Annotated in this window: 20 protein-coding genes; 4 read left to right on the top strand and 16 right to left on the bottom strand. The window is 64.8% G+C overall.

Going from position 1 to position 21,093, the window contains the following annotated elements:
- Positions 1-150 precede the first annotated feature (150 nt).
- From EB230_RS00555 to EB230_RS00545, 3 genes are all read right to left on the bottom strand, one after another.
- Positions 151-948, bottom strand: a complete 798-nt coding sequence (locus EB230_RS00555) for an ABC transporter substrate-binding protein (RefSeq protein WP_056569737.1) — start codon at positions 946-948, stop codon at positions 151-153.
- 89 nt (positions 949-1,037) lie between these two features.
- A complete protein-coding gene (locus EB230_RS00550) occupies positions 1,038-2,228 on the bottom strand; it encodes a pyridoxal phosphate-dependent aminotransferase (protein WP_056569740.1) in 1,191 nt (396 codons plus the stop codon).
- Positions 2,229-2,424: 196 nt separating this feature from the next.
- Entirely contained in the window at positions 2,425-3,186 is a 762-nt protein-coding gene (locus EB230_RS00545) for an HpcH/HpaI aldolase/citrate lyase family protein (RefSeq protein ID WP_081295037.1), read from the bottom strand.
- Between the two features lie 123 nt (positions 3,187-3,309).
- Here EB230_RS00545 and EB230_RS00540 point away from each other — a divergent pair, with 123 nt between their 5' ends.
- Complete coding sequence (locus EB230_RS00540) at positions 3,310-4,401, top strand: LLM class flavin-dependent oxidoreductase (RefSeq protein ID WP_172371024.1); 1,092 nt, start codon at positions 3,310-3,312, stop codon at positions 4,399-4,401.
- Positions 4,402-4,411: 10 nt separating this feature from the next.
- Here the strand turns inward: EB230_RS00540 and EB230_RS00535 are convergent, their stop codons facing one another.
- From EB230_RS00535 to EB230_RS00475, 13 genes are all read right to left on the bottom strand, one after another.
- Positions 4,412-4,807, bottom strand: coding sequence for a RidA family protein (locus EB230_RS00535; RefSeq protein WP_056569746.1), 396 nt, complete (start codon positions 4,805-4,807; stop codon positions 4,412-4,414).
- Between the two features lie 60 nt (positions 4,808-4,867).
- Entirely contained in the window at positions 4,868-6,016 is a 1,149-nt protein-coding gene (locus EB230_RS00530; RefSeq protein WP_172371021.1) for an acyl-CoA dehydrogenase family protein, read from the bottom strand.
- Positions 6,016-6,828, bottom strand: coding sequence for an enoyl-CoA hydratase family protein (locus tag EB230_RS00525; RefSeq protein ID WP_056569750.1), 813 nt, complete (start codon positions 6,826-6,828; stop codon positions 6,016-6,018). The genes EB230_RS00530 and EB230_RS00525 overlap by 1 nt, the downstream gene beginning before the upstream one ends.
- Entirely contained in the window at positions 6,825-7,295 is a 471-nt protein-coding gene (locus EB230_RS00520; protein ID WP_056569752.1) for a MarR family transcriptional regulator, read from the bottom strand. Before EB230_RS00520 ends, EB230_RS00525 begins: the two co-directional genes overlap by 4 nt.
- Positions 7,289-8,062: an SDR family NAD(P)-dependent oxidoreductase gene (locus EB230_RS00515; RefSeq protein ID WP_172371019.1), complete on the bottom strand. Its 774-nt coding sequence runs from the start codon at positions 8,060-8,062 to the stop codon at positions 7,289-7,291. Before EB230_RS00515 ends, EB230_RS00520 begins: the two co-directional genes overlap by 7 nt.
- The gene (locus EB230_RS00510; RefSeq protein WP_172371017.1) at positions 8,059-10,353 is read right to left on the bottom strand and encodes a bifunctional salicylyl-CoA 5-hydroxylase/oxidoreductase; all 2,295 of its coding nucleotides are present in this window, start codon (positions 10,351-10,353) and stop codon (positions 8,059-8,061) included. Before EB230_RS00510 ends, EB230_RS00515 begins: the two co-directional genes overlap by 4 nt.
- Before the next feature lie 143 nt (positions 10,354-10,496).
- Entirely contained in the window at positions 10,497-11,096 is a 600-nt protein-coding gene (locus tag EB230_RS00505) for a VOC family protein (RefSeq protein WP_172371015.1), read from the bottom strand.
- A gap of 78 nt (positions 11,097-11,174) precedes the next feature.
- Entirely contained in the window at positions 11,175-12,011 is an 837-nt protein-coding gene (locus EB230_RS00500; RefSeq protein ID WP_056569760.1) for an ATP-binding cassette domain-containing protein, read from the bottom strand.
- A complete protein-coding gene (locus EB230_RS00495; RefSeq protein ID WP_172371013.1) occupies positions 12,004-12,882 on the bottom strand; it encodes an ABC transporter ATP-binding protein in 879 nt (292 codons plus the stop codon). The genes EB230_RS00500 and EB230_RS00495 overlap by 8 nt, the downstream gene beginning before the upstream one ends.
- Positions 12,879-13,748, bottom strand: coding sequence for an ABC transporter permease (locus EB230_RS00490; RefSeq protein ID WP_172371011.1), 870 nt, complete (start codon positions 13,746-13,748; stop codon positions 12,879-12,881). The genes EB230_RS00495 and EB230_RS00490 overlap by 4 nt, the downstream gene beginning before the upstream one ends.
- Entirely contained in the window at positions 13,714-14,721 is a 1,008-nt protein-coding gene (locus tag EB230_RS00485) for an ABC transporter permease (RefSeq protein WP_056569766.1), read from the bottom strand. Before EB230_RS00485 ends, EB230_RS00490 begins: the two co-directional genes overlap by 35 nt.
- A 91-nt stretch (positions 14,722-14,812) precedes the next feature.
- Positions 14,813-16,342, bottom strand: coding sequence for an ABC transporter substrate-binding protein (locus tag EB230_RS00480; RefSeq protein WP_172371009.1), 1,530 nt, complete (start codon positions 16,340-16,342; stop codon positions 14,813-14,815).
- Positions 16,343-16,451: 109 nt separating this feature from the next.
- Entirely contained in the window at positions 16,452-18,026 is a 1,575-nt protein-coding gene (locus EB230_RS00475; protein WP_172371007.1) for an NAD(P)/FAD-dependent oxidoreductase, read from the bottom strand.
- Between the two features lie 118 nt (positions 18,027-18,144).
- Between EB230_RS00475 and EB230_RS00470 the strand changes: the two genes are divergently transcribed.
- The 3 genes from EB230_RS00470 (at position 18,145) to EB230_RS00460 (ending at position 21,052) form a co-directional block, all read left to right on the top strand.
- Complete coding sequence (locus tag EB230_RS00470; protein ID WP_056569772.1) at positions 18,145-18,936, top strand: cyclase family protein; 792 nt, start codon at positions 18,145-18,147, stop codon at positions 18,934-18,936.
- A 62-nt stretch (positions 18,937-18,998) separates the two neighbouring features.
- Positions 18,999-20,570 (top strand): NAD(P)/FAD-dependent oxidoreductase, encoded by a 1,572-nt coding sequence (locus EB230_RS00465; RefSeq protein WP_172371005.1) that lies wholly within the window; start codon positions 18,999-19,001, stop codon positions 20,568-20,570.
- Entirely contained in the window at positions 20,570-21,052 is a 483-nt protein-coding gene (locus tag EB230_RS00460) for a MarR family transcriptional regulator (RefSeq protein ID WP_056569777.1), read from the top strand. Before EB230_RS00465 ends, EB230_RS00460 begins: the two co-directional genes overlap by 1 nt.
- Positions 21,053-21,093 lie beyond the last annotated feature (41 nt).

Below are 21,093 nucleotides of genomic sequence, written 5' to 3'. Positions count from 1 at the left end.
AACCGTTTTGCGTCCCGTGACGCTGGAGCAGGGCCCGGAAACACCGAAAGCGGCTTTGCCGCGCTGACCTGTGGCTCCGGGGAAGGATCATCAATGAAAACGAGGCGTGCCGGCCTTTTGAGCCGGCACGCCCCTGTTCTCGGTCGCCGCTCAGGCCTTCGGCATCGGCATTTCCTTGACGGTCGACGAGTCGGCCGGCGCGTCGCTGCCGAACCACTTCTTGTGGATCGCGGCCAGCGTGCCGTCCTTCTTCATCGCCGTCAGCGCGTCGTTGAGCTTGCCGAGCAGCGGGTGGTCCTTGGTCATCATCAGTCCGTACTGTTCGCCGGTCTTGATGCGCTGCTTCACCTTCAGGTCCTTCATCTTGGTGAAGGAGTATTCCATGCCCGGAATGTCGCTGACGGCGGCATCGACGCGGCCGGCGCTGAGGTCGAGCAAAAGGTTCTGCTGCGTGTCATAGCCCTTCACGTCGCTGAAGCCATCGGCTTCCTGATGCGCCTTGACCCAGGTCTCGCCGGTCGAGCCGGACAGCACGCCGACGATCTTACCCTTGAGGTCGGCCTCGGTGTTGACAGCGCTATCGGTCTTGGTGGCGATGCCCATGTCGGAATCATAATAGGGCTGCGTGAAGGACTGCGACTTCAGCCGCTCCGGGGTGATGGTGATCGAGGAGATGGCGACATCGATACGCTTCGAGGTGGTGGCCGCAAACAGCGCCTGGAAGCCGAGATCGGCGATGTCGGTGGTCATGCCGATGCGCTTGGCCGCTTCGTTGACGATATCGACTTCAAAGCCCTCGAAAGTGCCGCTCTCGTTCTTGTATTCGAAGGGCGGATTGGTCGGGTAGGCGCCGACATTGAGCACATCGGCGGCATGGGCGGTGGCGGGGCCGGCGGCGATGCCGATGGCTGCAGCGAGCAGGATGAGATTGCGACGGGTGAGCTTCATTGGTCGTCCCTCTGGGGTATTCCCTCTGGTTGTTGATCGGGCGGGCTGGCCCCGCACGGTTTCTTGCCGTCCCACCTCCCAGCGGGGCGTCAATTCATGGCAGCGACCATGCGGTCGAGCGCGGTCGCTATCTGGTCGCGGTCACGGCAGACGCACATGCGCAGGAATGCCGTCGCCGAGCTTCCAAAGAGATGGCCGGGCGCCAGCCCGACGCGCGCCGTCTCCAGGATTTTGGCGCAGGCGCGACTGGCATCGCTTTCGCCTTCCATGGCAAAGAAGGCATACATGCCGCCACGCGGTTTCGTCGGCAAAATGACGCCCGGAATCTGTGCCAGCCTGATATAGGCGAGGTCGAGGCCGGTTCTGATCCGCTGCCGAATTTCTTCGACCAGTGGCTCGCCCTGGCGAATTGCGGCAACGGCGCCAGCCTGGATAGGAGCGGCGGTGCCGCTGTTGACGTATTGGGTCATGGCGCCGAGCTGGTCGGCCACTCCCGATGGATGCGTCAGCCAGCCGATACGCCAGCCGGTCATGGCCCAGGCCTTGGAGAAGCTGTTGACCGACAGCACCCGGTCGCCGTCCTCGGCGATCTGCAGGATCGAGGGCGCGACGTCGCCGTCGAGATAGAGCCGGCCATAGACCTCGTCGGAAATGATCCAGATGCCGGTGCGCCGGCTGAAATCAAGCAGGGCCCGCATCTCCTCGGCCGAGGCGGTCCAGCCGGTCGGGTTGGACGGCGTCGACAGGAAGATGGCGCGGGTGCGGGCGTCGCAGCTGGCGAACAGCCTGTCGAGGTCGAGCCGCCAGTCACCCTCGAAGTCGAGCGAAAACGGCCGTGGCTCGCCGCCGATCAGGTGGATGGCGTTGTGGATGTTGGGCCATTGCGGCGCGACGTAGACGACGTTTGTGCCGGTATCGACCAGCAGTTCCAGTGCAAGGTACAGCGCCTGCATGCCGCCCGGCGTGACGGTGGTTCGTGTGATCGGGATCGGCCGGCGGTGGATGCGCGTCTGGTATTCCGACAGCGCTTCATTCAGAGCCCCGAGCCCGCGCATGTTCGGCACGTAGAAAGTCTGACCTTCGTCGAAGGCCGCCTTGGCCGCGTCGCGGATGAAGGCGGGCGTCACCATGTCGCCTTCGCCGTACCAGAGCGCGATGACGTCGCCCAATTCACGCGCGCGCACGGCAAGGTTGGCGATGTTTTCGGTATGGAGATCACGGATCTGCGCGCGGACGCCATCAAAAGCATAGCGCGCGCTGGACGATGACTGGGGCAGCATGAACGACAAGGACTGAACCCCTCCCACCCGAAGCACTGCGATGAACTGGCCGGCAACCCCTCCGGCATCGCGGTCGCCATCGATCCTTGGATGCTATCCAAAGTGCGGCACTTTTCAAGGCGAAAGTTTTAAGCTTAAAAAGTTTGGGCGGCCTGTTGCCCTGCCGATACGCCTTTTTTGCCCCGATGCGCACGTTTCATGCCAATTCGTCGCGCGCCGCGGCAAAGTTGGCCGCCGCGCCGGCACCCAGAAACATCGTGTCGCTGGCCAGCACGAAGAAACTCGCACCGATGGCTGCCCAACGGCCGATCGTCTGTGGACTGGCGCAAAATATGCCTGCTGTCTTGCCATGTGCGATCGTGGCAGAAATGATCGTCCGGATCGCCGCATTGAGCTTATCGGCGCCTTGCGGTCCGATCGCGTCGATCGACACCGAAAGGTCGCCGGGGCCGACGAAGATCACGTCGACGCCGTCGACCGCCGCGATCGCGTCGATGTTGGCGAGCCCCTCCGCTGTCTCGACCTGGACCGCGACGACGGTTCTGTCGTTGGCACCGGCAAGATATTCGGGAATACGATAGCCATAGCCGGCGGCCCGACCGGGTCCGACGCCTCGCTCGCCCTGTGGCGGATAGCGCGAGGCTTTCACTGTTGCTTCGGCCTGGGCAGCGGTCGAGACGCGCGGCACCAGCACGCCTTGCGCGCCGCTGTCCAGCGCCGCCTGGATGGCTTCCGGCGCATGGCCGGGAACACGCACCATCGCCGGCACGCGATGCACGTCTGCGGCTCGCACCATGGTCTCGATCATGTCGCGCGAAATCTGGGCGTGCTCCCAGTCGATGCAGAGGAAGTCGAGGCCGGATAGCGCCATCACTTCGACCGCAACGGGATGGGGAATGGCGGCAAAGGAACCGACGAGGCCCGTCTTGCCGAGGCATTTCTGGCGGAACTCGCTCATGTCCATCCTCTTTTTCGACCTGCCCAAATCCATATCCGCAAACGACCGCGAGGCGAAGCTATTTCAGGCTTGAAATATTCTGACGCGGGCCTAGCGTGTAGCCTCCCGCCACGAGTTCCCGAGATGATCAAAGCGCATCCCCTGCACGGCCCGAACAAACTGAAGCTCGGCGTCTTCTCGACCAATGCCGATGGCGGCCTCGCCATCACCGATGTGCCGGAACGCTGGGCGGCGAGTTGGCAGGACAATCTGACGGCGGCGCAAATCGCCGATCGCGCCGGGCTGGAGTTTCTGCTGCCGATCGCCCGCTGGCGCGGCTTTGGCGGCCGCAACAAGGTGCGCGAATGGTCGTTCGAGACCTTCACCTGGGCGGCGGCTCTGGCGGTGGCCACTGAACAGATCGGCCTGTTCATGACCGTGCATGTGCCGCTGGTGCATCCGCTTTATGCCGCCAAGGCGCTGGCGACCGTCGACCACGTCAGCCAAGGTCGCGCCGGCCTCAACATCGTCTGCGGCTGGAACCCGAAGGAGTTCGGCATGTTCGGCACGCCGCTCGTCGAAAAGGGCTACGACCAGGCGGCCGAATGGATCGAAATCCTCGAAAAGCTTTATGCCTCTCCCGAGCCTCTCGACTATGAAGGCACCTACTATCGTCTCAAGGAAGCGGTCAGCCGGCCGGCCAGTGTGCAGACCCCGCGTCCGGTGACCATGAACGCCGCATTCGGCGGTCCGGGCCGCGATTTCGCCGCCGCCCGGTGCGACTATCTGTTCACGACTTTTTCCGAAATGAGCGATGCCGGCAAACATGTCGCCGACATCCGCGAACGGGCCGACAAGGTCGGCCGCGATGTCGGTGTCTATACGGTGGCGCACGTCGTCTGCCGCCCGACGATGGAAGAGGCGCAGGCCTATTATAACAGATACGCGGTCGATCTGGCCGACCATGACGCGGTCGATGCCCATATGGCCGGCAAGAAGGAATTCTCGCAGTCGCACGACCCGCACGCCTATGACCGCTACCGCCAGCGCTTCGCCGGCGGCGCCGGCACCTATCCCCTGATTGGAACCCCGGAAACGATCGCCGCCGACATGGCCGCCATTGCCGGCCACGGCTATCAGGGCATCGCGCTTTCCTTCGTCAACTACACGCAGGAACTCCCCTATTTCTGCGACCACGTGCTGCCGCTGCTGAGGCAGACAGGCCTTCGCGGGTAATGACGACAGATTAATCCGGTATGACCGCGGTCGCCTGGATCTCCACCTTGGCGCGATCCTCGACCAGTGCCACCACCTGCATGGCGGCCATCGCCGGAAAATGCCGGCCGATCACCTCGCGATAGGCTTCGCCGATGCCCCTGAGATTGGCCAGATATTCGGTCTTGTCGGTGAAATACCAGGTCATCGAGGTGATGTGCTGAGGCGTGGCGCCCGCCTCCGCCAGCACCGCAACGATGTTTTCCAGTGTCTGTTTCGCCTGGCCGACAAAGTCGTCGGTCTCGAACTGGCACTGCCCGTTCCAGCCGACCTGTCCGCCGACGAAGATGAGACGCCCACGCGCCGCGACGCCATTGGCGTAGCCGACCGGTTTGGCCCAGCCTTCCGGCTGCAGAACCTCGTGCATTTCAAGCCTCCCCGTATTCCAGAAACCAAGTGTCAAAATTGAATGCCGTCAATGCCGCTGTCAGCCCGCGCTCATCACTTGCCTGGCGATGACCACCTTCTGCACGTCGGAAGCGCCCTCATAGATGCGCAGCGCGCGGATCTCGCGATACAGGCTTTCGATGATGTGGCCCTTGCGGACGCCGTCGCCGCCATGCAACTGCACCGCTTTGTCGATCACCTCTTGCGCCTTGTCGGTGGCGAACAGCTTGGCCATCGCCGCCTCGCGCGTGACCCGCGCCGCGCCCATGTCCTTGGTCCAGGCGGCGCGGTAGACCAGAAGCGCCGCCGCGTCGACGTCGAGCGCCATGTCGGCGACATGCCCCTGCACCATCTGCAATTCGGCCATCGGCGCGCCGAACAGTTTGCGCTCGGCCACCCTTTTGATGCTTTCATCGAGCGCCCGGCGGGCAAAGCCGAGCGCTGCTGCGCCAACCGTCGAACGGAACACGTCCAGCACCGACATGGCGATGCGGAAGCCGTCGCCGGGCTTGCCGATCAAAGCCAAGGCCGGCAGCCGGACCTGGTCGAAGGACAGCCGCGCCAGCGGATGCGGCGCGATCACTTCGAGGCGCTCGGCGATGCCGAGGCCCTTGGCATCACCCGGCACCAGGAAGGCCGAGATCCCCTTGGCGCCCGGCGCCTCGCCGGTGCGGGCAAAGACGACATAGAGGTCGGCGATGCCACCATTGGAAATCCAGGTCTTCTCACCTGTCAGGATGTAGCTGTCGCCATCGTGGGTCGCCGTCATCTCGGTGTTGGCGACATCCGATCCCGACCGCGGCTCCGACAGGGCAAAGGCCGATATCGCCTTGCCGGCACGCGTCTTGGCCAGCCATTGCTGCTGGTTCGGTGTGCCGAACAGGCTGAGCGCTCCTGTGCCCAGTCCCTGCATGGCGAAGGCGAAATCGGCGAGCCCGTCATGGCGCGCCAGCGTCTCGCGCGTGATGCACAAGGTGCGCACGTCGAGCGGCCCCGGATTGTCGGTGTCAACAGCCGTCGGCTTCAGCCAGCCGTCGCGGCCGAGCTTCGCCACCAACTCGCGGCAGGCGGCGTCGACATCATGGTGATCGACCGGCAGGTTCTTGGCGCACCATGCCTCCAGGCGCTCGGCCAACTCGCGATGACGGTCTTCGAAGAACGGCCAGTTGAGGAAACTCTTGTCAGCCATCAATTGCCCTCGAACATCGGCTTTTCCTTGGCCACGAATGCCTTGTAGGCGCGTTCGAAATCGCGCGTCTGCATGCAGATCGCCTGCGCCTGGGCTTCCGCCTCGATGGCCTGGTCGAGGCCCATCGACCATTCCTGGTTGAGCTGCGTCTTGGTGATGCCGTGGGCGAAGGTCGGGCCGGAGACGATGCGCGCCGCCATGTCGAGCGCGTCGGCTTCGAGCGCTGCCGCATCGACCAGCCTGTTGTAGAAGCCCCAGCGCTCGCCCTCGGCCGCCGTCATGGTGCGGCCGGTGTAGAGCAGTTCGGCGGCGCGGCCCTGGCCGATGATGCGCGGCAGGATCGCGCAGGCGCCCATGTCGCAGCCGGCCAGGCCGACGCGGGTGAACAGGAACGCGGTCTTGGCTTCCGGCGTGGCGATGCGGATGTCGGAACTCATGGCGATGATGGCGCCGGCGCCGACCGCGACACCGTCGACCGCGGCAATGATCGGCTTGCCGCAATTCAGCATCGCCTTGACGAAATCGCCGGTCATGCGGGTGAAGGCCAGAAGCTGCTTCATGTCCATCTTGACCAGCGGGCCGATAATATCGTGGACATCGCCGCCGGAGCAGAAATTGCCGCCATTGGAGAGGAACACCACGGCGTCGACATCGTCGGCATAGACAAGGTCGCGGAATGTGTCGCGTAGTTCCGCATAGCTGTCGAAGGTCAGCGGGTTCTTGCGCTCCGGCCGGTCGAGCCGGACCTTGGCGATCCTGCCCTCGACCTCCCAGAGGAAATGCTTCGGCTTGAGGCCGGCCATCCCGGTCATTCGCGTCCCTCCCAGTTGCTGCGGAACGAGGTCAGCATGCCGGTCAGCCGGCGCGCATCTTCCTCGCTGACCTTGCCCAGCAATTCGCCGATCCAGCCCTCATGCGCCGCGGCGATGGTGGCGAAGGATTTGGTGCCTTCCTCCGTCAGCCGCACCATCGAGGTGCGGCGGTCGCCATTGCGGCGGGCGCGGGCGACCAGCCCTTCCGAAACCAGCCGGTCGACAATGCCGGTGACATTGCCGTTGGAGACCAGCAGGAAGCGCGACAGGTCGCTCATCAGCATGCCTTCGGGGGCGCGGTAGAGGGCTGCCATCACATCGAAGCGCGGCAGGGTCGTATCGAATTCCTTCTTCAGGCGCTCGCGCAGTTCGGCCTCGATCGTGCGCGAGGCACGCAGCAGCCTGATCCACAGGCGCAGCCTATCCTTGCCGGGTCCCGACGGTGCGGGCAGGGGGCCGGCTACCATGTCTCGCCTCCTGAGATCGAAATTGCCTGTCCGGTGATCGATGCCGCCGCGTCGCCGCACAGCCACAGCACGGCGGCGGCGATCTCTTGCGGCTGAATGAAGCGGCCTTGCGGGTTGGTCGAGGCGAGGCTTGCCCGCGCCTCACCGGCCGAGCGGCCGGTCTTTTCGATGATGCGCTGGATGGACTCCTCCAGCATGTCGGTCTCGACGAAGCCCGGGCACACGGCGTTGACGGTGACGCCGGATTTCGTCGTCTCGGCGGCAAGCGCCCGCATCAGCCCGACGACGCCATGCTTGGCCGCGACATAAGGCGCCACATAGGCGTAGCCCTTCAATCCCGCCGTCGAAGCGATGAACACGATGCGGCCTGCCTTGCGCGCGGCCATCCCGGCCAACGCCGGCTTCACCGTCAGGAAGGCGCCGGTCAAATTGACGTCGAGCGTCTTCTGCCAGTCGGCGAGCGTGGTCTTGTGCGCCGGCGTGCTGCCGGCCATGCCGGCATTGGCGACGACGATGTCGAAGGCCCCGCGCGCGGTTTGCGCCGTCTCGTAGAGCGCGGCTATCGCCGCCTCGTTGGTGACATCGGCGGCGATGGCGAAGATGCGGTCGCTTTCGCCCGCAACCTTGGCAAGCTCGGCTTCACGGCGGCCGCAGATGGTCACATTGATGCCAGCGCCAGCCAGTGCCAGGGCGATGGCCCGGCCGACGCCGGAGCCGCCGCCGGTGACCAGCGCGTGCTTGCCGGGGATCGCTGTTGCGGCAGTCATACTTTCAGCCCCGCGGCCGCATCGCGCTCCGCCAGCCGGTAGAGCTGGTCACGCCCCGGCAGGTAGGGATCGGGCCATTTGACGCTGCGGTCACCAAGCGTCACCGCCGCATGCAGCGTCCAGTAGGGGTCGGCAAGATGCGGCCGAGCCAATGCCACCAGGTCGGCGCGGCCGGCCATCAGGATCGAATTGACATGGTCCGGCTCGTAGATGTTGCCGACCGCCATCGTCGCCATGCCGACCTCGTTGCGGATGCGGTCGGAAAAAGGCGTCTGGAACATGCGACCGTAGACCGGCTTTGCCAATGCCGAAGTCTGGCCGGCCGAGACGTCGCATATGTCGACGCCGGCTTCATGCAGCAGTCGCGCGATCTCGACCGCGTCGGCCGGTGTCACGCCTTCGATGCCGACCCAGTCATTGGCCGAGATGCGCATCGAGATCGGCTTGCCTGCCGGCCAGGCGGCACGCACCGCGTGGAAGATTTCGAGGGGGTAGCGCATGCGATTCTCAAGCGAACCGCCATAGGCGTCCGTGCGCCGGTTGGTGACCGGCGTGATGAAGGACGACAGCAGATAGCCGTGCGCGGCATGGATCTCCAGCATGTCGAAGCCGCAGCGGTCGGCCATCTCGGCCGAAGCCACGAACTGGTCGCGCACCAGATCCATGTCGGCTCGGTCCATCGCCTTCGGGACCTGGTTTTCGGGCGACCATGCGACGGCCGATGCCGCCATGATCGGCCAGTTGCCCGAGGCCAGCGGCACGTCGGTGCCTTCCCAACCCAGCCGGGTCGAACCCTTGGCACCGGAATGGCCGATCTGCGCGCAGATCTTGGCCTCGGTCTCGGTATGGACGAAGTCGACAAGCCGCTTCCATGCCACCTCGTGCTCAGGCGCGTAGAAGCCGGGGCAGCCCGGCGTGATGCGCCCTTGCGGGCTGACGCAGGTCATCTCGATATAGACGAGGCCGGCGCCGCCCTTGGCGCGTTCGGCATAGTGGGTGAAATGCCAGTCGGTCGGGCAGCCGTCGACGGCCTTGTACTGCGCCATCGGCGAGACGACGACGCGGTTGTTGAGCCTGAGTTCGCGCAGCTTGAACGGCGCGAACATCGGCGCGCGGCGCAGCCTGTTGCCGCCGGCACCCGCCTGCCGCTGGAACCATTCCTCCGCGCCGCCCAGCCATTCGGCATCGCGCAGCCGCAAATTCTCGTGGCTGATGCGCTGCGAGCGTGTCAGCAGCGAATAATTGAACTGCACCGGGTCGAGGCCGAGATAGCGCTCGACCTCCTCGAACCATTCGAGCGAATTGCGCGCCGCCGATTGCAGCTTCAGCACCTCGGTGCGGCGGGCATCCTCATATTTACGGAACGCCGCATCGAGATCCGGCTCGGTCTCGACATAGTCGGCCAGCGCCACGGCACTTTCCAGCGCCAGCTTGGTGCCTGAGCCGATCGAGAAATGCGCCGATGCGGCGGCGTCGCCCATCAGTGCCAGGTTCTTGTACGACCAGCGCTCGCACAGCACGCGCGGGAAATTGATCCAGGCCGAACCCCTGATATGGTTGGCATTGGTCATGAGCGCATGGCCGCCGAGATGCTTGGCGAAGATGCGTTCGCATACCGCGATGGATTCCTGCTGCGTCATCGCGCCGAAGCCGAAAGCAGCCCAGGTCTGCTCGCTGCACTCGACGATGAAGGTCGCGGTGTCGCTGTCGAACTGGTAGGCGTGCGCCCACACCCAGCCATGCTCGGTCTTCTCGAAGATGAAGGTGAAGGCGTCGTCGAATTTCTGGTTGGTGCCGAGCCAGACGAACTTGCATTTGCGGGTGTCGATATCGGGCTTGAAGATGTCGACAAATGTGTTGCGCGCCCTGGAGTTCAGCCCGTCGGCGGCGACGACCAGGTCATGCGTCTCCATGTATGGCCTGGGGTCGGCGATATCGGTCTCGAACATCAGCTTGACGCCGAGTTCGCGGGCGCGGCGTTGCAGCAGGATCAACAGCCGCTTGCGGCCGATGCCGCAGAAGCCGTGGCCCGACGAGACCGTGCGCACGCCGTCATGGATGACGGCAATATCGTCCCAATAGGCAAAATGTTTCTTGATCCAGACGGCGCTGACCGGATCGTTCTTCGCGAGATTGTCGAGCGTTTCGGCCGACAGCACCACGCCCCAGCCGAATGTGTCGTCGGCGCGGTTGCGCTCAAACACCGTCACATCGTGGGCGGCGTCCCGGAGCTTCATCGAAATGGCAAAGTAGAGGCCGGCTGGTCCGCCGCCGAGAACCGCAACCTTCATGTGTGCGATCTCCTCTTCGCTTGCTGTGACCTCAAGTATCGCGCCGGCGGCAAGATATTTCAAGCTTAAAGTTTTATATCGAAATCATTGTGCTGATATTGGGCAGCGCGCTTGCGTCTCGAGCCGCAAGCGCGCGCCTGATGTCACTTCTCCGGATTCTTCGGGCTCCACAGCACGGTCTCGGCACCCTTCTCATAGGCCATGCCGTCGGGATAGCTGATCGCTTCCAGTTGAAGTCCCCAGGGCGCCTGGAAATAGAGAATGGTCTGGCCGGCGGCGGGGCCTTCCTTGACCGGCAAGGGGCCCATGCGCGTCTTGACGCCCTTGCCGTCGAGATAGGCTTTCGCCGCGGCGACATCATCGACATAGAAGGCGATGTGAAAACCGCCAATGTCGCTGTTCTTCGGCGTCAGGTTCTTCTGGTCGGGGGCGGTGTATTTGAACAACTCGATGTTCGATCCATAGCCGCAACGAACCATGGTGATCTGTTCGATGACAGCCTTGGGATCGACGCCCAGAAGATCCTGCATGAAGGTGCCCTTGTCGTCGGCGAACGGGCCGAAGGACATCGCCTTCTTGCAGCCGACCACTTCGGTGAAGAAGTCGACCGCCTGCTTCATGTCGGGAACGGTAATGCCGGTGTGATCGTGCCCGCGCATGCCGGGGATCGAATCCGCCGAGGCCATGCCGGCGCTGCCAAGGACAGCGGCGGCGAGCGTTGCGTTTCGAAGTATCGTTTTCATGTCAGTCCTCTCCATTGGCGGGACCTGGTTGTTTGCCGGTCGCACGTCCGAGGCCCGCTTTTCGGCGTGCTTATGCAATCATGGCGGCGCCTTGCCGGCGGAAGGGATGTCCAGCCAGCCGGCATCGATCTCGGGCAGCGGAATGGCTGCGATGAGATCGCGCGTGTAGGCCTTTCCAGGGTTGTCGAACAAGGCATCGGTGGCGCTGGCTTCGACGATCACGCCTTCGCGCATGACGATCACTTGCCGGCACAGCCGACGGATGACGGACAAATCGTGGCTTATGAAGGCGACGGTCAGGCCCATCTCCGCCGCCAGCTTTTCCAGAAGGGTGAGGATCTGCGCCTGTGTCGACACGTCGAGCCCGGAGACGATCTCGTCGGCCAGCACGAATTTCGGCGACAGCGCCAGGGCGCGCGCAATGCCGACCCGCTGGCGCTGGCCACCCGACAGTTCGTGGCGATAGCGGCCGGCGAAGCTCTGCGGCAGCCCGACGCGCTGCAGCGCCTCGGCGACACGTTCCTTGAGCCTGTCGCCGAGCCCGTTCTGCTTGAGCGGCGCGGCGATGATGCTGGCGATGGTGCGGCGTGGATTGAGCGACGACATCGGATCCTGGAAGATCATCTGCAGGTCGCGGCGCAACGGCCGCAACTCCGCTTCCGGCAGATGCGTGATATCGCGGCCATCGAAGCTGATCGAGCCGGCGCTGGGTTCCAAGAGCCGCACCAAAGCGCGGCCAAGCGTCGACTTGCCGGAACCGGATTCGCCGACAATGCCGGTCACCGACCCCCTGGGCAGGTCGAAATCCAGGCCTTTCAGGATCTCGGCCAAGGGTGCGCGGCCGATCAGCGGTTTGCGTGTCATGTCGGGCAGCGCGACCTTCAGCCCGCGCACGGAAAACAGCGGCTCAGCCATGGCTTGGCCTCCACGCCTGGTCCGCCGCCGCGATCTCCGCCGCAAGCCCGGCCAGCACCGCTTCGTCCACCGGTTTCAGCGAGGCGAACGGATCGGTGTAGCGCGGCGTCGCCGCCATCAGCGCGCGCGTGTAGGGATGCTGCGGCGCCGCGAAGAGAGCGGCCGTCTCAGCCTCCTCCACCACCTTGCCGGCATAGAGAACCGAGACCTTCTGACTGATCTTGGCGACGACGCCGAGATCGTGGGTGACGAACAGGATCGCGGTGCCGTGCTCGCGCTGCAACGCAGCGATCAGCCGCAGGATCTGCTTCTGCACGGTGACGTCGAGCGCCGTGGTCGGTTCGTCGGCGACGATCAGCCGGGGTTCGGCGGCGAAGGCGGCGGCGATCAGCACGCGCTGACGCATGCCGCCGGAGAGCTCGTGCGGATAGCTTTTCAATACGCGGTCGGGGTCACGGATCTGCACCTCGTCAAGCAAGTGCCGGATGCGGGTGTCGGCCTGGTCGCCGCTCCAGCCGAGAATGCGCACCAGCCGATCGGTCATTTGCGGGCCGATGCGGCGCGACGGGTTGAGCGCGGTCAGCGGGTCCTGCGGGATCAGCGCGGTGCGGGCGCCGATCAGCGTGCGCCGTGCCTTCGGTGGCATCTTGCCGAGGTCTTCGCCCTCGAGCAGCATGTCGCCTTCGACGATACGCACGCTGGACGGCAGCACGCCGAGCACCGCCTTGCCGATCATCGTCTTGCCGGCGCCGCTCTCGCCGACCAGGGCGCGGACCTCGCCGGGCTGCACGGCAAGCGAGACCGAGCGCAGCACGCGGGCGCCGTTCGGCAGCACCGCGCTGAGATTGGCGATGTCGAGACAGGCGTTCATCGCAGCACCGGGTCGAAACGCGCCTTCAGCGCTTCGCCGAACTGGCTGAACGACAGCACGGTGAGGATCAGCGTGATCAGCGGAAAAACCAGCACCCACCAAGCCTGGTGGATCGACAGCCGGCCCTCGGCGATGAGGCCGCCCCAGGTTGGATCGTCGGTCGAGATCGACAGGTTGACGAAGGACAGGATCGCCTCGACGATGACGGCGATGCCCATCTCCAGCGACAGCAGCGCCACGATCGACGGCACCACATTCGGCAGCACTTCGCGCAGCATGATGCCGATGCGGCCATAGCCGGCGATGCGGGCATTCTCGACATAGTCCATGCGCGACTGGCCCATCGCCTCCGCGCGGATCACCCGGCAGAAGCGCGTCCAGTCGATGATCGCGATGGCCAGGATGACGGAACTGATGCCGGTGCCCAGCACGGCCACCAAAAGGATGGCGAACAGCACCGGCGGAAACGCCATCCAGACATCGACGATGCGCGAGATGATGCGGTCGGCCCAGCCGCCGAAATAGCCCGCGATCAGCCCGAGCGTCGAGCCGACCAGGCAGGCGGCGATGGCCGCGGCAAAGGCGACGATGAAGGCGATGCGGCCGCCGAAGATCAGCCGGGACAACAGATCGCGGCCGAGGCTGTCGGTGCCCAGCCAATAGCCCGGCTCGGCGCCATCGAGCCAGAACGGCGGCAGTCGCTCCAGCATCAGATCCTGTGCCAGCGGATCCTGCGGCGCGACAAGCGGCGCGAAGATCGCCGCCAGCAGCGCCAGCAGCAGCCAGCCGCCGGCGAGCCACAGCCTGGGGCTCAGTCCGCGTCTTGTGGCTCTATCCATGGCGCAGCCTCGGATTGAGCAGCGCATACATCATGTCGACGGTCAGGTTGATCAGCACGAACAGCAGCGCGAAGACCAGCACGATGCCCTGTATCAGCGGCAGGTCGCGGTTGATGACGGCATCGATCGCCATGTTGCCGAGGCCTTCATAGGAAAACAGCCGCTCGACGATGACGGTGCCGCCGATGAGGAATGTGAACTGCACGCCGACCAGGGTCAGTGTCGGTAGTGCGGCGTTCTTCAGCGCTTCGCGCAGGATCACCTGCGTCTCGGAAAATCCTTTCACCCGGGCCAGCACGACATAGTCGAGGTCGAGCACTTCCTTCAGCGACTGCTTCAGCAACTGCGCGATGATCGCCGCCAGCGGCAACGCCAGCGCCACCGCCGGCATCAGCATGTGTTTCAACAGGTCCCAGGTCAGGTCGAAGCGCAGCCGAAGCAGGCTCTCGAAGAGATAGAACTGGGTGACGAAGGGCAGGTCGAGCTGTGGCGAGACCCGGCCGGAAATATCGAAGATCGGCACCAGCACGCCGAACAGCAGGATCAGCACCAGCCCCCACAGGAAATCGGGAATGGAAAGCGCGGCGCCGCTGGCGATGTCGATGCCGGCTTCCACCGCCGTGCCACGTTCGCGCGCGCCGAGCACGGCCGTGGTGCCTCCAAGCACCACGGCCATGACCAGTGCGACGATGGCCAGCTCCAGCGTCGCCGGCAGCCGGTTGAAGACGAGGCCGAGCACGTCTTGCCGCAGCGAGATCGAGGTGCCGAAATCGCCGCGCACCACTCCGGACAGCCAGATGAAGAATTGTTGGATGATGGTCTTGTCGAGGCCGTAGAGCGCGCGCAGCCGGGCGATGTCGTCATCCGTCGCGCCGGGCGGCAGCATCATCGCGATCGGATCGCCTGGCGCGACGCGGATCACGACGAAGACGACGATCGCCACGCCGAACAGCGTGATCAGCATCGTCAGCAGACGGATCAGGAATCGTTGCAGGAGCATGTAAATCTTTGCAGGAGCCCGCGGGCTCGTATGCCTGATAGAAAAATGCGCGCCGTCGCTATGGACGGCGCGCGGCAAGCCCAGGCCGATGTCAGGCCGGGGTCATCAGGGCGGGCAGCAGCGCGCCGGAGATATGCTGCACGACGTTGACGCCCTTGGCATGCACGATCGGCTGGGCGAACTGCAGCAGCGGCAGCACATAGGCCTGCTCGGCGATGTATTTGTCGACCGCCTTCCAGCCGGCGATGCGCTTGGCCTCGTCCTTTTCCCCCCAGAGCGGACCGATCTTGGCGTCGAGGTCGTCGGTCTTCCAGGACGAGTGCGGCGACGGCCCGAACATGGCGAAGCCGGTCGAGGTGGTCGGATCGCCGATGGCGTTGCCCCAGTTGTAGAAGGCCGCCGGCGCCAGCTTGTGCGCGGCGCGCAGTTCATAGTGCTTGGCAATCTCGTAGACCTCGATCGTCGCCTCGATGCCCACCTTGCGCCACATGCCGACGATCGCCTGCACCATCTCGTAGTCCTTGGGCTTGAAGCCCTTGGTCGTCTGGATGGTGACTTTGGCGGGCTTCTCTGGCGAGTAGCCGGAGGCGGCGAGCAACTCCTTGGCCTTTTCGGGATTGTGCTCGACCTTGATCGATGGATCGAAGGCCGCGTATTCCGGTGTCTCCAGTGTCGCGATCGGCTGGCCATAGCCACGCAGCAGCCGCTTGACCAGAAGCTCCTTGTCCACCGCCATCACGGCCGCCTGGCGGACATTCTTGTCCAGCATGGCGTCCTTGTTGTTGAAGAAGATCATGCCGATGTCGGAGACGTTCTTGCACGAGCCCGCCAGCCCGTCCTTGGCGATCAGCCGGTCATATTCCTCGTACGGGATTTCAAGCGTCACCTGCGAGGAGCCGGACTCGATCTCGGCCACGCGGCTCGCCGCGTCGGTGACGAACTTGATCGTCACATTCTCGAAGGCCGGCTTGCCGCCCCAATAGTTCGGATTGGCCTTGAGCCGCAGGAAGGCGTTGCGTTCGAATTTTTCGACCATGTACGGGCCGGTGCCGATCGGCGCCTTCTCGAAACCTTCGGCGCCGACCTTCTCGTAATAGGCCTTCGGCAGGATGTAGCCGGTCAGGAACGACATCCATTTGAAATAGACCGGGTCGAACTGCACCACGTCGCCGGTGATCTTGTTGCCGTCGATCTTGAAGTTGTTGACGTTCTTCCAGACGAACTGGATCGGGTTGCCGGTTTTTTCGTCGCCTGCCCGCTGCAGCGACCAGACCACGTCCTCGGGCGTGAACGGCGAGCCGTCATGCCAGGTCACGCCTTCGCGTACCGTCATCGCCACCTTGGTGCGGTCGTCGTTCCAGCCCCATTCGGTAAGCAGGCCCGGCGCGAAGGACAGGTCCGGCTTCTGTGGAATGAACTGGTCGAAGACTGATTGATAAAGGCCCTGGATCGTCGGGTTGACGGCCGAGGGACCGGTGGTCGGATCCCAGGAGGGCAGGTTGACATTGTAGGCGATGGTCAGTTCGCCGGCGGCCGCCTTGGCGATCCGCGGCAGGCCAACGGCGGCCACACCAAGTGCGGCGGCACTGTATCCAAGCAGTTCGCGTCTATTGATTGTCATGGTCGTTCCCCTTGTTGGTTATTGTCGTTGCGCGGCAGTGTCTGGTCATTGGTTCAGGCTTCGCGGGCAGCAGCGCCTTGCCTCTCGTCACCCCGATGAAATCGTCGGCCTACCTCCCGCCAAGCTGTTGCGCGAGCATGAAGCCCGAGGCCGCGCCGGTGCCGGCGCCCGGCCATGTCGCGGCGCCCGTTAGATGCAGATTGTTGACCGGCGTGTTCCAGCCGGCATAGCCGCGCGCCGGGCGGAACAAAAAGTTCTGCGCCAGATGGTGGCTGCCGCAGACTTGGTCGCCGCCGACGAGGTTCGGGTTCTCGCGTTCGAGGTCGATGGGCGAGAACACCGCCCGGCCGAGAATTTTGCCCCGCAGGCCGGGCGCATAGGTCTCGATGATGTCGAGCACGCGCTCGGCGTAGGCCTCCTTGACCTGATCCCAATGCGCGGGCGCGATGCTGGCCGATGCATCGCCCAGGATGTCGGCTGGCAGCATGCGCACCTGCACCCACAGCACATGCTTGCCCTGCGGCGCGCGCGACGGGTCGATCGCCGAGGGCTGGCCGACGACCAGCACCGGCTCGTCCGGCAGCTTGCCCGCCATGACCTGCTGATAGGTGCGCGACATCGCGTCGAGCGAGGGCGACAGATGCACATAGGCGAACTTCCGAAGCTCGGCCCCCGCGCTCCAGTCCGGCAGATCGTCGAGCGCCAGGTGGATCATCATCGTACCGGGCGCGTGGCGGAATTTCTGCATCGCGGTGTCAAAACCGGCGTCGCCGGAACCGTTGGGCAGCAGCTTGCCGGTCAGCGCCCGGGGCGCGACGCCTGCGATGACCGCCCTGGTGGCGGTATGCGTCTCGCCCGAAGCGAGCCGAACCCCCGTCGCCTTGCCGCCGGATACGGTGATCTCGGCCACATCGGCGCCAGTGATGATCTGGCCGCCGGCGGACGTCACCATGCCGGCCAGAGCCCGGATGATGGTGTCTGCCCCGCCCTTGCCCAGCACCATGCCGAAACTCTGGTTGGCCATCGATTCCAGGTAGGGGAACACCGCACCGCCGGCGATATCGGGCGCGAAATCGAGATGCATGCCCCAGGTGGCGAGCGTTGCCCGCACATGTGGGGACTCGAAAGTCTCCTCCAGCCACGCGCGTGGCGACGACAGCAGCAGCCGACCGGTGTCGAGCGCACCGGTGACACCCTTCTTGCGCCACAGGTTCCACGCCGTGCCGGCAAGCGCGCGGGCGCCCATCGGCGAGCCGAGCAGCCGGAACAGATGCTCGGCCTCCGCCGGGAAGGCGGCGACCAGCTTGCGCCATGTCGCGGCGTCGGCAGCGGAGAAAGCCGCCATGCGCGCCGCGGTCTTTTCCAGATCGTTGCTGACGCCGAACCAGCGTCCATCCGGAAAGGCGCTGACAAAACAGTCGGCGACGGGCGCGAATTCCAGCCCCTGCGCTTTCAATTCATTTGCATATTTCCGATGGAAGGCCGAGCCGGCAAACAGGCTCAGATTCATCGCGCCGAAATCGTGGCGGAACCCAGGAAGGGTGAATTCGCGGGTCTGGACAGCGCCACCGATTGTTGCACTGCGCTCAAAAATCCCGGTTTTCCAGCCTTTGAGCGCCAGATGCGCAGCGCATGCCAGACTGTTGTGGCCCGCCCCGACAAAGATGGCGTCGAACTCGCTCACGCCCCGTTCCCATTTCCTTTATGCTTAAAGATAATTGCAGATGCATATGTTTTCGTCTAGTAGGATATTAAGGGCCGAGACGAGCCTTGATCATCATCGAAAAGAGGGAACAGAGACCATGGACACCCAAAAACTCCTCGGCGAGGTCGCCGGCCAGCTTCTTTCCGGCGCCATCAGGGTGGTCGACCTGTCGGCACCGCTCGGTCCCGATACACCGCTGATCAAGCTGCCGCCGGAACTCGCGGTCGACACGCCGAAGGTCGAGATCCACAACATCTCCCGCTACGACAAGAACGGTCCCTGGTGGGCATGGAACTGGCTGAAGCTTGGCGAGCATTCGGGCACGCATTTCGATGCGCCCCAGCACTGGATCAGCGGCAAGGATTACCCGGACGGCGCCACCGACACCATTCCGGCGCAGAACTTCGTCGGCCCGGTCAATGTCATCGACTGCTCGAAGGAAGCCGCCGCCGATCCCGATTTCCTGCTCACCGTCGATCACATCAAGGCATGGGAAGCCAAGCATGGCGCCATCAACGCCGGCGAGTGGGTGGTGATGCGCACCGACTGGTACAAGCGAAACGGCTCGGAAGCCGAGTTCCTCAACGCCAACGAGACCGGTCCGCATACGCCCGGCCCGACGGCTGAAGCCATCCAGTTCCTGATCAGCAAGGACATCAAGGGCTGGGGCTCGGAGACCATTGGCACCGACGCCGGCAAGGCCGGCGGCATGGAGCCGCCATTCCCGGCGCACACGCTGATGCACAAGGCCAACCGCTACGGCCTCGCCAGCCTCTGCAACCTCGATCAATTGCCGCCGAAGGGCGCGATCCTGATTGCGGCGCCGCTCAAGATCGAGCACGGCACCGGCAGCCCGATCCGCGCACTGGCGCTGGTATCGGGCAAATAGAGCGAGGTGGGTCTTCGGGAGAAGATCATGCGCGCAGGCCCGACGGTCGAGAGAAACTGTCAATGAAGGCGCCCGACCACATCATCGTCGGCAGCGGCATCAACGCGCTGGTTTGCGCGGCGATGCTTGGCGGCAAGGGCGCCGATGTCCTCGTTCTCGAGCGCAACGACCGTATCGGCGGCTGTATGCGCACCGAGGAGATCACCGCGCCCGGCTTCGTCCACGATGTGATGGCGACGACCTTCGTGCTGTTCATCACCTCGCCGGCCTTCGCGGCGCTGGGCGCCGACCTCGCCCGGCATGGGCTGGAGTTCTGCCACACGGCAACGCCGACCGGCGTGCTTCGGCCGGACGGCAGCCATGCGGTGCTCGGCACCGACCGCGCCGCCAATGTCGCCGCACTCAACGCGATCGCGGCGGGTGACGGCGACCGGCACGCGGACGATGTCGGCGGCATCGAGCGCAATGCCGGCCTGCTGTTCGGCCTGCTCGGCGGGGCGCTCTGGTCTTATCCGACGGCGAAGCTGTTGGCCGGCGATGCCTGGCGGCGTGGTTCGCGCGGCCTTGCCGCCTTTCTCGGCGACGCCCTGGTGCCGGCGCGTGGCTGGCTGGAAAGTACTTACCAGTCCGAAACCATCCGGGCACTCTGGGCGCCCTGGGTATTGCATGCCGGGCTGGGACCCGAGGATGCGTTCTCCGGCCAGATCGCCAAGGTGATTGCCTTCGCGCTCGAGGCGGCCGGCGCGCCGATCGTCAAAGGCGGGGCGAGGAAATTGCTATCGGCTTTCGAGGCATTGATCACCGAGCGCGGCGGCGTCATCTCGACGGGAGCGGACGTTGCTTCCATCATCCTGGATGGAGGCCGCGCCACCGGCGTGCGGCTGGCCTCGGGCGAAACGGTCCATGCGAAGAAGAGCGTGATCTGCTCGGTCACGCCGACGCAGCTCTACGGTCGGCTGCTCGGCACGGATGCTGCCCAGGCCGATGTCGATGCGACGCGGAAATATCGCTACGGCAAGGGCAACTTCCAGATCCACTACGCCCTCGACAAGCCGCCGGCATGGCGCGGCGAGGGGCTGGACAAGGTGGCGTTGTTGCACCTGACGCCTGGACTGGATGGCGTCTCCAAGGCCTGCAACGAGGCGGCGCGCGGCATGCTGCCGGAGGTGCCCACCATCTGTGTCGGCCAGCCGCATGCGCTTGATCCCTCGCGCTGTCCGGCGGGCAAGGCGATCCTGTGGCTGCAACTGCCCGAGGCGCCCCGGCACATCAAGGGCGACGCCGCCGGCAAGCTGCAGGCCCCGGCTGACGGGCAATGGACCGACGCATTGCGCGAGGCCTACGCCGACCGCGCCGAAGCGATCCTCGCCGGCCACATCGACGGCTTCAAGGACAGCGTCCTGGCCCGCCGCGCCTATTCGCCAGCCGATCTTGAGGCGATGAACATCAATCTGGTCGGCGGCGATCCCTATGGCGGCTCCTCGACCATCGACCAGTCCTTCCTGTGGCGGCCGTTCAAGACCAGCCGCAACCACCAGACCGGTATCAAGAACCTCTACCATATCGGCGCCTCGACCCATCCCGGTGCCGGCCTCGGCGGCGGTTCCGGCTTTCTCCTGGCGGGGAGGCTCTGATGGAACAGAAGGTTGCGGAAAAGCGCCAGCGCATCTCGACCTTGGGGCAGATCGGCCTGCAGCAATTCGCGCCCTATCTGATGAACCGCATCATGGGCCGCTACAACGCCACCTTGCGCGACGATTTCCGCAAGCAGGGCCTGACCATTCCGCAGGTGCGCACGCTGGCCGTCCTGTCGGTCACGGACGGCGTCACCGTCAACGACCTCTCGGTCTATACGGTCATCGAGCAGTCGACCTTGAGCCGCACGCTCGACACGCTGGAGGGGCAAGGCTTCGTGCGGCGCGAGCAGGGCGTCACCGACAGCCGCATCCGCCATGTGTTCCTGACCGACGAGGGGCGCGCCGAGTTCACGCGCGCCTGGCCGGCCATGCATGATGCGTTCGAGGCAATGTTCGACGATGTCGACGATGCCGAATACGCGGCACTCATCGCGACGCTGCAGAAGATGCTGAAGAACATTCGCAAGCACGACATCTAGACCTACGCGCCGCCAGTGCCAGCCGATAACGGGCTGGGCGG

The organism is Mesorhizobium sp. NZP2234, assembly GCF_013170765.1.
GTDB lineage: Bacteria > Pseudomonadota > Alphaproteobacteria > Rhizobiales > Rhizobiaceae > Mesorhizobium > Mesorhizobium loti_D.
Note: the sequence above shows the minus strand (reverse complement) of the source record. Positions and strands in the feature narration are given on the sequence as shown.